This window comes from uncultured Pigmentiphaga sp., from assembly GCF_937950555.1.
Classification (GTDB): Bacteria; Pseudomonadota; Gammaproteobacteria; order Burkholderiales; family Burkholderiaceae_B; genus Pigmentiphaga.
The window spans coordinates 89,773-103,937 of sequence record NZ_CALFCW010000046.1; the positions used below are offsets into that span (position 1 = coordinate 89,773).

Consider the following 14,165-nt stretch of genomic DNA (forward strand, 5'->3'; position numbering starts at 1 on the left):
CGTATCATTGGACACAATGTCAGACCCATCTACTTCCTTCCCTAGCCCCCCCGAAGCGGGCGGCGAGGTTCTGTCGCGGCCGCCAGAATTGGAGTCGCCGGTCAAGGACCGGCGCCAGTTGATGCTGGCCCTGGCAGGGCTGTGCGCGGTCGTCATGCTGGTGGCGCTCGACTCCACCATCGTTGGCACGATTCTTCCGCGCGTGGTGGGCGAGCTCGGCGGCATGTCGCTTTATGCCTGGGTAGGCACGGGCTATTTGCTGGCTTCGGCCGTGGTGATTCCGATTTTCGGCAGGCTCGGCGACCTGTTCGGCCGCAAGTATTTCATCCTCGTCTCCATCGCCCTCGTGGTCCTCGGTTCGGCGCTATGCGGCCTGAGCATGTCGATGCCGCATCTCATCGCCGCCCGCACGCTGCAGGGCATAGGCGGCGGCATGATGATCGCTACCGCCTTCGCGGCGCCGGCGGACCTGTTTCCGGATGCCTTGAGCCGGGTCCGTTGGCAGGCCGTGCTTTCGACGGCATTCGCCATCGCCAGCGGCGTCGGACCGATGCTGGGCGGCGTAGTCACGGAGCACCTAGGCTGGCGGGCGGCTTTCTTCGTCAGCCCGCTGATGGGCGTCGTCGCCTTCGTGATGCTGTTCTTGTATTTCCCCCTGCTCAAGCCCAAGCTCCTGCGTGCGCCGCGCATAGACTGGCTCGGCGGTGTCTTGCTGGCATTGGCCGTGGGCATGCCCATGGCGGCGCTGGAGCTCGGCTTTTCGGCGCCCGCGCGTCCCGTGCTGGGCCTGGCATTCATGGGGTTGGCGGCCCTGTCGGTCGCGTTGCTGGTGTGGTACGAACGCAAGCCCGAGCAGCCCATGTTTCCGCTGCGCGTGCTCGAGCCGCGGGAGTCACAGCTCTTGAATGTCGTCGGCGTGATGACGGGCGCCGTGATGTTCGTCCTGATCTATTACGGGCCCCTGCTGCTGCAGACCGAGATCGGCCTGTCGCCGACCGAGGCCGGGATGATCCTCGCGCCGCTCGTGGCCGGCATCCCGGTGGGTAGCGTCATCAACGGCAGGATGTTTCCCACCCAGACCCAGCCCCAGCGCCTGATGGTGTTCGGCGCAGTGCTACTCGCGGTGGGATGCGTGGGGGTCACGTTGCTCGAGCGCGGCGCCTCGATGGCCTTTGCCGTTTCGGCCTTCTGTATTTCAGGTGTCGGGCTGGGGTTCATCATCCCCAACCTGACGCTGTTCATGCAGATGATCGCCGAGCGCCGCGACGTCGGCGTCGCCTCTGCGTTGATCCAGACGACGCGCATGCTCGGCAGCGCCGTGGGAACGGCGCTCGTGGGCATCGTCATCGCGCGCACTTCCGTGGTCACCGGCATCAAGGCGGGCCTGGTCACGGCGGTCGTCCTCTGCGCCGCCATGATGGCGCTTTCGCTGCGCATCAAGATGAAGAACGTGCGGCGCTGAGCGCCGCCACGCTTCAGCGCATGAAGGTGTGGTAAGCCACCAGCCCGCCGATCACGCAAAGCACGAGCAGCCACGATAGCCGGTTGAGCCATTGCGCGGGCATGTGCAAGGCATGGCTTGGGGCCGCGGCGGCCGGGCGGGCGTTGCGCGGCCGCCGGGGGGCCGGGCGATCGAGCGCCGGCGAGGCGCATACGGAGAACAGCGCGAAGAAGTTGTCCATCATCTTGCGCGCGATTTTCTCCGCTTGGTCGGGCCGCAGCTGGCTCAGCCCGCCTTCCAGGTCGGCGTGCGCAGCATAGGAAAGCCGCGTGCCGCCAGCCTCCGGCGCAAGCCGGATGTCGGCGTAGCCCTTGGCCGAACCGGCCGCGCCGCCCGTTCCTTCGAAGCGCAAGTGATAGGCGTGCGGGGGACGGATGTCAGAGAGCTCCAGGAAGGCTTCGAAGCGGGCAGAGACGGGGCCGACGTCGGCACGCAGGTTCACGCGGTATTCATGCTCGGAAATCCGCTCGACCTTCTCGCATCCGCTGATGCAGACCTTGAGGGTCTCGGGGGCGATGAGCTTTTGCCAGGTGCGCTCTTGAGACGCAGGAATCAGGCGCGAACCAGATAGTTCCATGATGTGTCTCCTTCGCCGTATGGGCGGGCATGCCGCCGGGTGAGCAGGCCGGTCTGAGCCGGCTTGGCCTGGGCGAGGCGCCCTGTGGTCAATGTGCCACCGAACGCCCAGAGTTGTCCAGCCTGCCCCTTGCCCGCACAGGGGCGACGCATGGCCGCCCGCCGCCGGCGGCGCGACGCGCAATCACCCGGCCCGCAGGTCCGGCAGGGGCCTGGGGCGCCGCTGCGCGTCGGTTGCCACGTACACGAGCGTCGCTTCCGTCACCTTCACGACCTCTGAGTTCAGGCGTATGCGCTCGGCATAGACCTCTACCGCGACCGTGATGGACGTGCGCCCGGTCTTGACGATGTGGGCGTAAAAACTCAGCAGATCGCCGACGAAGACGGGTTGTTTGAAGACGAAGGAGGTCACCGCGACGGTGGCGACCCGGCCGTTCGCGCGGCCCTGCGCGGGCACGGACCCGGCCAGGTCCACCTGGGCCATGATCCACCCGCCGAATACGTCACCCGAGGGGTTGGCGTCGGCCGGCATCGGGATGACGCGCAGCACGGGCATCTGGCCTTCAGGCAGGGAACCGGGGGCAGGGGGAGGATACGGAAGAGAAGTGGTCACGTCGGACTCCGGAGAAAAAACGCGGTTGGGCTCGTGGCCGCCCCGCAAAACGGGCAAGTGTAGTCGGCCGCGATCCGGCCCACGGTACAATTTTTCTCTGTTCCTCCACGGTTGCAAGCATGGAAGCCAAATGGCTCGAGGACTTCATCGCGCTCGCTGAAACACGGTCGTTTTCGCGGGCCGCGGAACTCCGGCACATCACGCAGCCCGCCTTCTCGCGCCGAATCCAGGCGCTCGAGGCCTGGGTGGGTACCGACCTGGTCGACCGCACCGTGTATCCCACGCGCCTGACCCCGGCGGGAGAGACCTTCCGGGCCGAGGCCATCGCCATGCTCGCCAAGCTGGAAGAAACCCGCGCCATGCTGCGCGGCATGCGGCCGGCTTCCCAGGCGGTGCTGGACTTTGCCGTGCCGCATACCCTGTCGCTGACCTTTTTCCCGCAATGGCTGAGCCGCATTCGCGCCGAAGCAGGGCTGCCCCGCTTCACCGCGCGCTTGATGGCGCTGAACGTGCACGACGCAGCCATGAGCCTGGTGCAGGGCGGCAGCGACCTGGCCATGGTCTATTACCACCCGAGCCTGCCGGTGCAACTGGATCCGCGCCACTATGACGTCCTGGTGCTTGGCACCGAGGCAGTCTATCCCTATGCGCGCAGCAATCCCGACGGCACGCCCCAATACGTGCTGGGCGAGACGCAGCCGGCGCCTTACCTCGCCTACGCGCCCAACGCCTACCTGGGTCGCATTGCCGAGCTCATTCTTTCGGCGGCCCAGCCCCGGCCTGCGCTCGACGAACAGTATGAGACCGACATGGCCGAAGGCCTGAAGGCCATGGCACTCGAAGGGCACGGCGTTGCCTTCCTGCCCGAGAGCGCCGTCACCCGGGAGGTCGCGTCCCGGCGCCTGGCCTGCGCCGGCGCGGCCTACACCGAAACCATGGAGATCCGCCTGTATCGCGAAAGGCCACCTGCGGGCGGTTCCGCCAAGCCACTGGTCGACGCGCTCTGGCGCTATTTGTCGCACTCGCGCTGAGTCGCCGCGCGCATGCCCTGGGTGGCTCCCTGGGAATGCAAAAAAAACATCGGCCAATGCGAACATGGCATTGGCCCTCCCGAGAAGCGCCTGCATATAGTGAGTGTTTCCCAGCGCCGCACCGTGCGGCGAAATCGCAATGGAACGACCTATGAGCAGTACCGCTACCTCGGGTGCTTATCGCATCGAACACGATCTTCTCGGCGAGCGGGAGATTCCCGCCGATGCCTATTGGGGCATCCACACGCTGCGGGCGCGCGAGAATTTTCCCATTTCCGGCTCGACCATCGGTGGCCAGCCCGACCTAGTGCGCGCGCTGGCGTGCGTCAAGCTGGCCGCGGCGCGCGCCAACCGCGACCTGGGCATCCTGCCTCCCGACCGCGCAGGCTTCATCGTGCAGGCCTGCCAGGAGATCATCGACGGCGCGTTGCACGATCAATTCATCGTCGATGTGATCCAAGGTGGCGCAGGCACGTCCACCAACATGAATGCCAACGAGGTCATCGCCAACCGTGCGCTGGAGCTCATGGGTGCGGAGAAGGGACGCTACGACCTGCTGCACCCCATCCAGGACGTCAACGCCTCGCAGAGCACCAACGATGTTTACCCCACGGCCTTGCGCATCGCCATGTGCTTTGCGCTGCAGAGATTGATGTCTGCCATGGCGGAGCTGCGCGCAGCGTTCGAGGCGAAGTCGCTGGAGTTCGACGACGTCCTGAAAATGGGCCGCACGCAGCTCCAGGACGCCGTGCCGATGACGCTGGGCCAAGAGTTCCTGACCTATGCAGTCATGCTGGGCGAGGATGAGGCGCGGCTCGCCGAGGCGCGTGCCCTGATGCTGGAAGTGAACCTCGGCGCCACCGCCATCGGCACCGGCATCAACACGGACCCAGACTACAGCCCGCTCGCCGTGAAATACCTGGCCGAGATCACCGGCCTGCCGCTAGTGCGGGCCGCCAACATGATCGAGGCGACGCAGGACACCGGCGCATTCGTGCAGCTGTCGGGCGTGCTCAAACGCGTGGCCTGCAAGCTTTCCAAGACCTGCAACGACTTGCGCCTGCTTTCGTCCGGGCCGCAAGCCGGCCTCAACGAGATCAATCTTCCCGAACGCGCCGCGGGCAGTTCGATCATGCCGGGCAAGGTCAATCCGATCATTCCGGAAGTGGTGAACCAAGTCGCCTATGAGGTGATCGGCAACGACATGACGATCACCATGGCGTCGGAGGCCGGACAGCTGCAGCTCAACGCGTTCGAGCCCATCATCGCGTGGAGCCTGGCCAAGAGTATTTCCCACCTGGAAGCGGCGTGCGCCACCCTGACGCACAACTGCGTCAAGGGCATTACGGCCAATCGCGAGCGACTGATGGACACCGTGAAGCGGTCCGCGGGACTGGCGACGGCGCTCAACCCGGTCATCGGCTACGAAGCCGCCACGCGCATCGCGCGCGAGGCGATGCGGACGGGCCGCCCGGTGGCGGAGCTGGTGCTGGAGGCTGGCCTGTTGGATGCGGAGACACTCGCCCAGGTGCTCAAGCCCGAGGTATTGACCAAGCCTTATCGATACAGGAAGGACAAGGTCGCGGCTTGAGTCGTCGGCGGCTTCGATGCGCCCGATACGGGCCTGCGCCCCGCCGCGCCTATCGGTGCCTGCGTCGCCGGACGCGGACTTTTCGGGTTTCTCTCCCCCTCCTGCACGAAAATGCGGCGCGCCGCGCACCTTCCCGGGGCGCGCGCGAACACCCTTCGCTCCTCGCACGGCAGGGTAAAAAGCCATGTCCGTGCCGCCCGCTTGTTGCTACACTCGGGCCGTCCCATCCAGGAAGGAGATTCCATGAAGAAGTTCGTGCTGTTCTCCGCCGCGCTCGCTCTGGTCGCCGCATCGTCTGTCTCGGCCCAGGACCTCACCGGCCGGCTCAAGAAAATCAAAGACACCGGAACGCTGACGCTCGGTTACCGCGACTCGTCCATCCCCTTCTCTTACCTGGACGACAAGCAGCAACCCATCGGCTACTCGATGGACATCTGCTACAAGATCGCCGATGCAATCAAGGCCCACCTGAATCTGCCCAAGCTCAACATCGCGCTTTCGCCCGTCACCTCGGCCACGCGCATCCCCCTCATCGCCAACGGCACCGTCGACCTCGAATGCGGCTCCACCACCAATAACGTGGAACGCCAGCAGCAGGTCTCGTTCGCGCCGACCACCTTCGTCACCGCGACGCGCTTCGTTGCCAAGAAAAGCGCCAACCTGAACGACCTTCCCGACTTCAAGGGCAAGACGGTGGTCTCCACCGCCGGGACCAGCAACCTGAAGTGGCTGACCGAAACCAACGGCAAGGAAAACCTGGGCATGCAGATCATTCCTGCCAAGGACCATGCCGATGCGTTCCTGATGGTCGACAGCGGCCGTGCCGCGGCGTTCTTCATGGACGACATCCTGTTGTACGGACTGGTGGCGAGCTCCAAGAATCCGGATCAATGGATGGTCAGCAGCAAGGCTTACACCGTCGAGCCTTACGGCGTCATCGAACCGAAGAACGATCCGGCGTTCAAGAAGGTCGTGGACGACGCCGTGGTGGCGCTGATGAAGTCCGGCGAGCTGGAGAAGCTCTACCAGAAATGGTTCAACTCTCCGATTCCGCCGCGCAACGTCAACTTGAAGGTGCCCATGAGCGATTCGCTCAAGAAAGCCATCGCGAACCCGACCGACTCGGGCGATCCGGCGGCCTACCGTTGATGCGTGAGCGGCCGGCCAGGCAATCCGCCATGCATGCGCATGACTGAGCAAGACTCCAGGGGACCTACGCGGTCCCCTGGTTTTATCGGTCCGGCCCGGCGGCTGGACGATGCAATCTCGCCGGAGCGGTGATGAATTACAACTGGAACTGGAAGATCTTCTGGGAGCTGTCCCCCGACGGGCAGGGGACCTACCTGGACACGATGCTGTCGGGGCTGCAATGGACTGTCGCCACGGCGCTGGCGGCCTGGGTGCTTGCCTTCGTGATGGGCTCGATCATTGGCGTCATCCGCACCACGCCGGTGAAATGGGCGGCGCGCCTGGCCGAAGCCTACGTCGAACTGTTCCGCAACATTCCCCTGCTAGTGCAGCTCTTCCTCTGGTATTACGTCATGCCAGAGGCCTTGCCGGAAGCGTGGGGAACCGCCATCAAGCAGATCGCGCCGCCGTGGGGCGCGTACTGGCCGGCCGTGCTTTGCCTGGGATTCTTCACCTCGGCGCGCGTGGCGGAACAGATACGGGCCGGCATCCAATCATTGCCGCGAGGGCAGCGCATGGCGGCCACTGCATTGGGCCTGCGCGAGGCGCAGGTCTATCGCTACGTGTTGCTGCCCATTGCCTACCGTGTGATCCTGCCACCGCTCACGTCCGAGTTCATGAACATCATCAAGAACTCGTCGGTGGCGATGACCATAGGGCTGCTCGAGCTGACGGGCCGGGCGCGCTCCATGCAGGAGTTCAGCTTCCAGGTGTTCGAGGCGTTCGCGGCTGCCACGGTGCTGTATCTCATCCTCAGCCTCATCGTCGTGACATTCATGCGCTGGGTCGAGCGCCGCGTGGCCGTGCCGGGATTCATCGGCCCCATGCGCGGCGGATCGCACTGAGGGGAGGCCGCGATGTTCAGCGATTTCGACTTCGACGTCATCTGGCGTTCGCTGCCTTATCTGTTCAAGGAGGGCATGACGTTCACGCTGACCTTGACGGCCATGGCAACCGTCGGGGGCATTATTTTCGGCACCCTGCTCGCGATGATGCGCCTGTCGCGCTTCCGTTGGCTGTCGGCGGTGGCGGGGACGTACGTGAACCTGATGCGCTCGCTGCCGCTGCTGCTGGTGATCTTCTGGTTCTACTTTCTCGTGCCGTACATCGGCGCTTGGGTCATCGGGTCTCCCACCCCCATCCAGGTCGGTGCCTTTTGGTCGTCGGTCATTACCTTCACCATGTTCGAGGCGGCCTTTTTCTGCGAGATCATGCGCGCCGGCATACAGTCCGTCTCGCGCGGGCAGACCTACGCCGCCTATGCGCTGGGGCTGAACTACTGGCAGACCATGGGGTCGGTCATCCTGCCGCAGGCCTTCCGGAACATGATCCCCGTCCTGCTCACGCAGACCATCGTGCTGTTCCAGGATACGTCCCTGGTGTACGTGCTATCGATCACTGACTTTCTCGGCGCCGCCTCCAAGGTGGCACAGCGCGATGGCCGGTTGGTCGAGATGTACGTCTTCGCTGCGCTGGTCTATTTCATCATCTGCTTCACGGCCTCGAGGCTGGTACGCGTTCTCCAGCAGCGCGTCGCCATCGTCCGCTAGCAGCGCGTGCGCGCCGGAATGAATCGTCATACAGGAGTCTCGCATGATCGAGATCAAACACGTCAGTAAATGGTATGGATCGTTCCAGGTCCTCACCGACTGCACGACCTCCATTGGCGCAGGCGAGGTGGTCGTGGTATGCGGCCCGTCTGGGTCGGGAAAATCAACGCTGATCAAGACCGTCAATGCGCTCGAGCCTTTCCAGCAGGGCGAAATCATCGTCAACGGCATCTCCGTGGGCGATCCCAAGACCGACCTGCCCAAGCTGCGCGCCAAAGTCGGCATGGTGTTCCAGCATTTCGAACTGTTCCCGCATCTCTCCGTATTGGACAACTTGACCTTGGCGCAGACGAAAGTGCTGGGGCGGGGCAAAGACGAAGCCGCCGACCGCGCGCTCAAATTGCTCGACCGGGTCGGCCTCAAGGCCCATCAATCCAAGTATCCCGGCCAGCTCTCCGGAGGCCAGCAGCAGCGGGTCGCGATTGCCCGCGCGCTCTCGATGGACCCCATCGCCATGCTGTTCGACGAGCCCACCTCCGCGCTCGACCCGGAAATGGTCAATGAAGTCCTCGACGTCATGGTCGACCTCGCCAAAGAAGGCATGACCATGATGGTCGTCACCCACGAAATGGGCTTTGCCCGCAAGGTCGCCGATCGCGTCATCTTCATGGACGGCGGCCGCATCGTCGAAGACACGGGCAAGGACGAATTCTTCGATCCCCGGGGCGAGCGCTCCGAGCGCGCGCGCCAGTTCCTCTCCAAGATATTGCCGCATTGAAGCTCCTGGCTTCCGGGCGCGGGCGGCCTCAGGAGAGCCGTGCGGCGCCCGGAAATCATGCGCCGCCGGCGAAGCCGGGCCCGGCTTCGCTCGCCCGCCCCAGCGAACCCCCGTCCCAAGCACGCCAAAGAGACGCCGAACCCCTCACCACGAGAGTCCCCCGTCCCGCTCCCGCCTGCGATGCGCGAATCGCTCGGCCAAGAACTCCACGAACGCCGTCGTCTTCGCCGACAAATGCTGCCTCTCCGGGTACAGCGCAAAAATATCCGCCGACGGCGTATGCCAATCCTCCAGCACCGCCACCAGCCTGCCCGACCGCAGGTACGCACCGACCTCCCACTCCGAACGCATGATGATCCCGTGGCCCTCGAGCGCCCAGAGCAGTGCGCTCTCGCCGTCGTTCGCACTCAGCGGCCCGCGCACTTTCACCGTTTCCTTGCGGTGGCCCGAATGCAAATGCCAGGTGCCGTAGGGGTGATCGTTTTCGCGGATGACGATGCACGGGTGATGCGCCAGGTCGCGGGGAGACTTGGGCGCCGGGTGATGCTTGAGATAAATCGGCGAAGCGCAAAGCAGCCTGCGGTTCGACGCGATCTTGCGGGCGATGAGGCGGGCATCGGGCAGGTCGCCGATGCGGATGTATACGTCGAAGGACTCATCCAGCAGGTTCGCGGGGCGATCGGTCAGGTGGAGCTGTGCCTGGACTGAAGGAAAGCGCTTGACGAAGTCGGAAACGGCGGGTGCGATGTGGTGGCGTCCGAACCCGAGCGTCGCATTGATGCGCAGCAGTCCGCGCGGCTCGTCGCGGCTGCGTCCGACCGTATGTTCGAGCTCTTCGACTTCGCCCAGGATGCGCGTGCCGTCGCGCAGGTACACCTCGCCTTCGTCCGTGAGCGCGATGCGGCGGGTGGTGCGGTGGAGCAGCCGCACGCCCAGGCGCCGCTCCAGCCGTTGCAGTCGCTTGCTGACGGCCGGCGTGGAAAGCCCGAGCTCCCGCGCCGCCGCGGACAGGCTGCCTTGGCGCACGAGCAGCGAGAAAAAGCCAAGATCCGAGATGGGGTCCATTGTTGAATCCAGTTCAATAATAGTTTTTATCCGGTTCAATTATTAAGGGCAAGCAAGCGATACACTGTTTCCCATCCCATCCACCCAGCGCCTCGGCGCTGAACCGACTACGACGAGGAAAATCCATCCATGGTCCATCGCATTGCCGTGATACCGGGCGACGGTATCGGTACGGAAGTGGTTCCCGAGGGTCTGCGCGTGCTCGAAGCGGCCGCGACGCGGTTCGGCATCGGCCTCACATTCGATGAATTCGATTTCGCTTCGTGCGACTACTACGTCAAGCACGGCGACATGCTGCCGGCCGACTGGAAAGAGCGCATCGGCGGGCACGACGCGATTTTCTTCGGCGCAGTCGGCTGGCCTGCGACGGTGCCCGATCACGTCTCGCTCTGGGGCTCCTTGCTGAAGTTCCGGCGTGAATTCGACCAATACGTGAATTTGCGGCCCGTGCGCCTGATGCCGGGCGTGCCTTCGCCGCTGGCCAACCGCAAGCCGGGCGAAATCGATTTCTACGTGGTGCGCGAGAACACCGAAGGTGAGTATTCCAGCGTGGGAGGCCGCATGTTCGAGGGCACCGAGCGCGAAGTCGTGCTGCAAGAAACGGTCATGACCCGCACGGGGGTGGATCGCGTCTTGAAGTTCGCGTTCGAGCTCGCCGCTTCGCGTCCCGCCAAGCACCTGACCTCCGCCACCAAGTCCAATGGCATTGCCATCACCATGCCGTATTGGGACGAACGGGTCCAGGCCATGGCGGGCAATTATCCCGACGTGCGCGTGGACAAATTCCACATCGATATCCTCACGGCCAACTTCGTGTTGCATCCGGACTGGTTCGACGTGGTCGTGGCCTCCAACCTGTTCGGCGACATCCTCTCCGACCTCGGTCCTGCCTGCACCGGGACCATAGGCATTGCGCCGTCGGCCAACCTCAATCCCGATCGCCGCTTCCCGTCCCTGTTCGAGCCCGTCCACGGCTCTGCGCCCGACATAGCCGGCAAGGGCATTGCGAACCCCATCGCGCAAATCTGGTCTGGCGCCTTGATGCTGGAGTTCCTGGGCTACAAGCAGGCGCACGATGCCATCCTCTCGGCCATCGAAACAGTGCTGGCCGAAGGCCCGCGCACGCCCGACATGGGCGGCAAGGCAGTCACGGCGGACGTGGGCAAGGCCGTGGCCGAGATCGTGGCGCGCGCGTAACCCTCAGTCGGAGGCGTCATGTCCGAAATCTCGATGTTCGAAACCCGGCTCCAGCGCTTGCATGTGAACGGCGTTGAGATTGCCGCGCGGGTGGGTGGCGCCGGTCCGGCGCTGCTGCTCATGCACGGCCATCCGCAAACCCAGGCCATGTGGCACAAGCTGTGGTCGCGGTTGACTGCGCGCTTCACCTGCGTGGCAATCGACCTGCGCGGCTACGGGGACAGCGGCATGCCCGCCGAGGAGCCCGCCGGCCACGTCGCATTCTCCAAGCGCGCCATGGCGCTCGATGCCGTGGAGGTCATGCGCGCGATCGGATACGAGCGTTTCAGCATCTTGGCGCACGACCGCGGGGCGCGCGTCGCGCATCGGCTGGCGCTCGACCACCCCGGGCGCGTCGAGCGCATGATGCTGCTCGACATCGCGCCCACGCTGGATATGTACGAAGGCACGACGCGCGGGTTCGCACAGGCTTACTACCACTGGTTCTGGCTCATTCAGCCGGCACCGTTCCCGGAACGGCTGATCGAGGCCGACCCGGCGTTTTTCGTGCGGTCCATCATGGGCGGGCGCCACGCCGGATTGAAGCCGTTCGATCCCCGGGCGCTCGCAGAATATGAACGCTGTGCGCGCCATGCGCATTGGCCGCATGCGATATGCGAGGATTACCGGGCTGCGGCGGCGATCGACCTCGAGCACGACCAGGCCGACCGCCAGGCGGGCCGGCGCATCGAATGCCCGCTGCGGGTGCTATGGGGCGGCCGCGGCGTGGTGGGGCGCTATTTCGACGTGCTGGCGTTGTGGCGCGCACAGGCGTCCGCCGTGGACGGCCGCGCACTCGACTGCGGCCATTACATCGCCGAGGAGGCGCCGGACGCGTTGTGGACCGAGGTGCAGGCGTTCTGGCCGGCCTCCTGAGGGTCAGGGTTCGCTGGCCGAACCGACGAACTTGGCCCGCGGCCGCAGCAGCATGCCGCTCAGGCGCTGTTCCTGCACGTGCGCTACCCAGCCGGCCATGCGGGCCAGCGTGAATAGCGTGCCTACCGATTGGCGCGGCACGCCCATGGCGATGGCAAGCACGATGGCGCCGAGCTCGTGGCGTGGATGGAGCCCGAACTCGCGCTCGACGGACTCGATGAAAGGGTAGATGCGCTCGAGCGCGGCCTTTTGCCGGGGACGCTTGCGCGCCAGCTCGATCAACATGGCCGCGCGCTCGTCCCCTTTGGGATAGAGCGGGTGGCCAAAGCCCGGAATGCTCGATCCGCGGCTGTGATGTTCGCGCGCCCGTTGCAGGAGGCCGGCGCTCGTATCCGCGCTGCCGAGGAAATCTTCGATGCGGTCGTACATGCGGCCCAGGTGGATGCCCGCCGAGCTGCATATGGCCGAGGCGACGCAGCTATGCAGGCTCGAGCCGCCCGAGGCGGCGACCCGCGCCGCGAAGGTGCTGGGCGAGAGCTCGTGGTCGGCGAACAGGACGAGAAAGGCCTCCATTGCTTCGAGGTTGGCGGGAGTGGCCGGGATGTCGAGCGCGGTGAGCAGGCCTTCGGCCATCGAGGCCTCGTCGGGTATCGGATGGAAGCGGCGCTTGCGCGAGACCAGCCCGAAGCAACCCGCCAGGGTCTTGATGAGCTGTCGTGCGGCTTCATGCATGTGCCCGCCCCGTACCCGGTCTTCCACTGAACCGCGCGACATGCCCAGGCGCAGCGTCACGATCGCCATGATTTCGAGCAGGCCGCTGTTGGACTTCGGCGGCGCGAGCGAGTCCAGCAGCATGGCGCGCTGTGCAGGCGTCATGCCCGTTTCCCAGCTTCGCGGGGTATCGTCCCAGACGCCCGTCCACAACAACTCGCTGACCGCTTCGTAGCTGGCGTGGGCGCGCGCGAGCCGCACCGCCGAATGCCCGCGGTAATACGGGCCGTCCGGCCGGATTTCCGTGATGGACGTCGGAATGATGGGTTCGCCCCAGTTCATGGCCGACGCCGCGACGACGCCGTGCCCGGAGCGGGCAGTGGACCGCGCCTTGACGCGCAGGATGTCTTCGTGCAGGTACAGGCGCTTTCTCGTGTCGGCCTGCTTGACGCTGCGTATCCAGCCCTTGCTGACGTAGGCATACAAGGTCTGCATGCGGATGCCGAGCAATGCGACCGCCTCCTGGGCGCTGAGGTAGTCCTTGCGCGGCGCTGCTTCTTCCTGGGTGCGGTTCATGGGGTAGGCGCGCGGCAACCGGGCCGCGCATATTGAACAGGTATGGAGATATCGCGTGTCGCGGGGCAAATAGTGTACGGTGTTGGCTTTGACTTCAGGAAGGGCGTTTCATGACCGACCTCTCTGCTTTCCCCATTACCCGCAAATGGCCGGCCCGGCATCCTGACCGCATCCAGCTTTATTCGCTGCCGACGCCCAATGGCGTCAAGGCCTCGATCATGCTGGAGGAAACCGGCCTGCCTTACGAACCGCATCGGGTCGCCTTCGATAAGCAGGAGCAGCTGTCGCCCGAGTTCTTGTCGCTCAATCCGAACAACAAGATCCCGGCCATCATCGATCCCGACGGCCCCGGCGGCAAGCCGCTGCCTTTGTTCGAATCAGGCGCGATTCTGTACTACCTCGCACAAAAGACGGGGCGTTTCATTCCCGAGGACCCCGCCGGCCGCTTCCAGGCCCTGCAGTGGGTCATGTTCCAGATGGGCGGCATCGGGCCGATGTTCGGTCAGGTCGGCTTCTTCTACAAATTCGCCGGCAAGGATTACGAAGACAAGCGGCCGCGCGATCGCTACGTTGCCGAATCGCGCCGCTTGCTGGGCGTGCTCGACGGGCAGTTGAAGGACAAGGCTTGGATAATGGGCGATGAATACGGCATCGCCGACATCGCCATCTTCCCGTGGGTGCGTACGCTCGTGGGCTTTTACGGGGCCGGCGAGTTGGTGGGAATTGCCGATTTCCCCAATGTGACGCGCGTGCTCGACGCTTTCCTGGCGCGGCCTGCCGTGCAGCGCGGCTTGCTGATACCGGCAGCGCCCGCGGCTTGAGGGGTGTCGAAGGGTGGGCGCGGAGTGTGCCCGGCTTCGACGAAGGGAATAG

General features: G+C 65.0%; 14 protein-coding genes. 10 read left to right on the forward strand and 4 right to left on the reverse strand.

Going from position 1 to position 14,165, the window contains the following annotated elements:
• Positions 1–121 precede the first annotated feature (121 nt).
• Entirely contained in the window at positions 122–1,462 is a 1,341-nt protein-coding gene (locus Q0319_RS12400; RefSeq protein WP_299453053.1) for an MFS transporter, read from the forward strand.
• Between the two features lie 13 nt (positions 1,463–1,475).
• Here the strand turns inward: Q0319_RS12400 and Q0319_RS12405 are convergent, their stop codons facing one another.
• Positions 1,476–2,078, reverse strand: coding sequence for a carbon monoxide dehydrogenase subunit G (locus Q0319_RS12405; RefSeq protein WP_296469400.1), 603 nt, complete (start codon positions 2,076–2,078; stop codon positions 1,476–1,478).
• Between the two features lie 183 nt (positions 2,079–2,261).
• Positions 2,262–2,633: an acyl-CoA thioesterase gene (locus tag Q0319_RS12410; RefSeq protein WP_296469414.1), complete on the reverse strand. Its 372-nt coding sequence runs from the start codon at positions 2,631–2,633 to the stop codon at positions 2,262–2,264.
• Between the two features lie 176 nt (positions 2,634–2,809).
• On the opposite strand from Q0319_RS12410, the gene Q0319_RS12415 reads away from it, so the two are divergent.
• From Q0319_RS12415 to Q0319_RS12440, 6 genes are all read left to right on the forward strand, one after another.
• Complete coding sequence (locus tag Q0319_RS12415; protein ID WP_296469402.1) at positions 2,810–3,721, forward strand: LysR family transcriptional regulator; 912 nt, start codon at positions 2,810–2,812, stop codon at positions 3,719–3,721.
• Positions 3,722–3,872: 151 nt separating this feature from the next.
• Positions 3,873–5,312: an aspartate ammonia-lyase gene (gene aspA, locus Q0319_RS12420; RefSeq protein WP_299452935.1), complete on the forward strand. Its 1,440-nt coding sequence runs from the start codon at positions 3,873–3,875 to the stop codon at positions 5,310–5,312.
• 243 nt (positions 5,313–5,555) lie between these two features.
• Positions 5,556–6,461, forward strand: a complete 906-nt coding sequence (locus Q0319_RS12425) for an amino acid ABC transporter substrate-binding protein (RefSeq protein WP_296469406.1) — start codon at positions 5,556–5,558, stop codon at positions 6,459–6,461.
• 131 nt (positions 6,462–6,592) lie between these two features.
• Positions 6,593–7,345 carry an amino acid ABC transporter permease gene (locus tag Q0319_RS12430; RefSeq protein ID WP_296469408.1) on the forward strand — a complete coding sequence of 251 codons (753 nt, stop codon included), beginning with the start codon at positions 6,593–6,595 and terminating at the stop codon, positions 7,343–7,345.
• Between the two features lie 12 nt (positions 7,346–7,357).
• On the forward strand, positions 7,358–8,050 hold the full coding sequence (locus tag Q0319_RS12435; protein ID WP_296469410.1) for an ABC transporter permease subunit: 693 nt from the start codon (positions 7,358–7,360) through the stop codon (positions 8,048–8,050).
• A gap of 43 nt (positions 8,051–8,093) precedes the next feature.
• A complete protein-coding gene (locus Q0319_RS12440; RefSeq protein WP_296469413.1) occupies positions 8,094–8,828 on the forward strand; it encodes an amino acid ABC transporter ATP-binding protein in 735 nt (244 codons plus the stop codon).
• A 144-nt stretch (positions 8,829–8,972) separates the two neighbouring features.
• On the opposite strand, the gene Q0319_RS12445 is transcribed toward Q0319_RS12440, so the two are convergent.
• On the reverse strand, positions 8,973–9,893 hold the full coding sequence (locus Q0319_RS12445) for a LysR family transcriptional regulator (protein WP_296469305.1): 921 nt from the start codon (positions 9,891–9,893) through the stop codon (positions 8,973–8,975).
• Positions 9,894–10,022: 129 nt separating this feature from the next.
• On the opposite strand from Q0319_RS12445, the gene Q0319_RS12450 reads away from it, so the two are divergent.
• Positions 10,023–11,090 (forward strand): tartrate dehydrogenase, encoded by a 1,068-nt coding sequence (locus tag Q0319_RS12450; RefSeq protein ID WP_296469302.1) that lies wholly within the window; start codon positions 10,023–10,025, stop codon positions 11,088–11,090.
• Between the two features lie 18 nt (positions 11,091–11,108).
• Complete coding sequence (locus tag Q0319_RS12455; RefSeq protein ID WP_296469300.1) at positions 11,109–12,005, forward strand: alpha/beta hydrolase; 897 nt, start codon at positions 11,109–11,111, stop codon at positions 12,003–12,005.
• A gap of 3 nt (positions 12,006–12,008) precedes the next feature.
• Here the strand turns inward: Q0319_RS12455 and Q0319_RS12460 are convergent, their stop codons facing one another.
• Positions 12,009–13,292, reverse strand: a complete 1,284-nt coding sequence (locus Q0319_RS12460; protein ID WP_296469298.1) for a citrate synthase family protein — start codon at positions 13,290–13,292, stop codon at positions 12,009–12,011.
• Between the two features lie 110 nt (positions 13,293–13,402).
• Here Q0319_RS12460 and Q0319_RS12465 point away from each other — a divergent pair, with 110 nt between their 5' ends.
• Positions 13,403–14,113 (forward strand): glutathione binding-like protein, encoded by a 711-nt coding sequence (locus Q0319_RS12465; RefSeq protein ID WP_296469296.1) that lies wholly within the window; start codon positions 13,403–13,405, stop codon positions 14,111–14,113.
• Positions 14,114–14,165 lie beyond the last annotated feature (52 nt).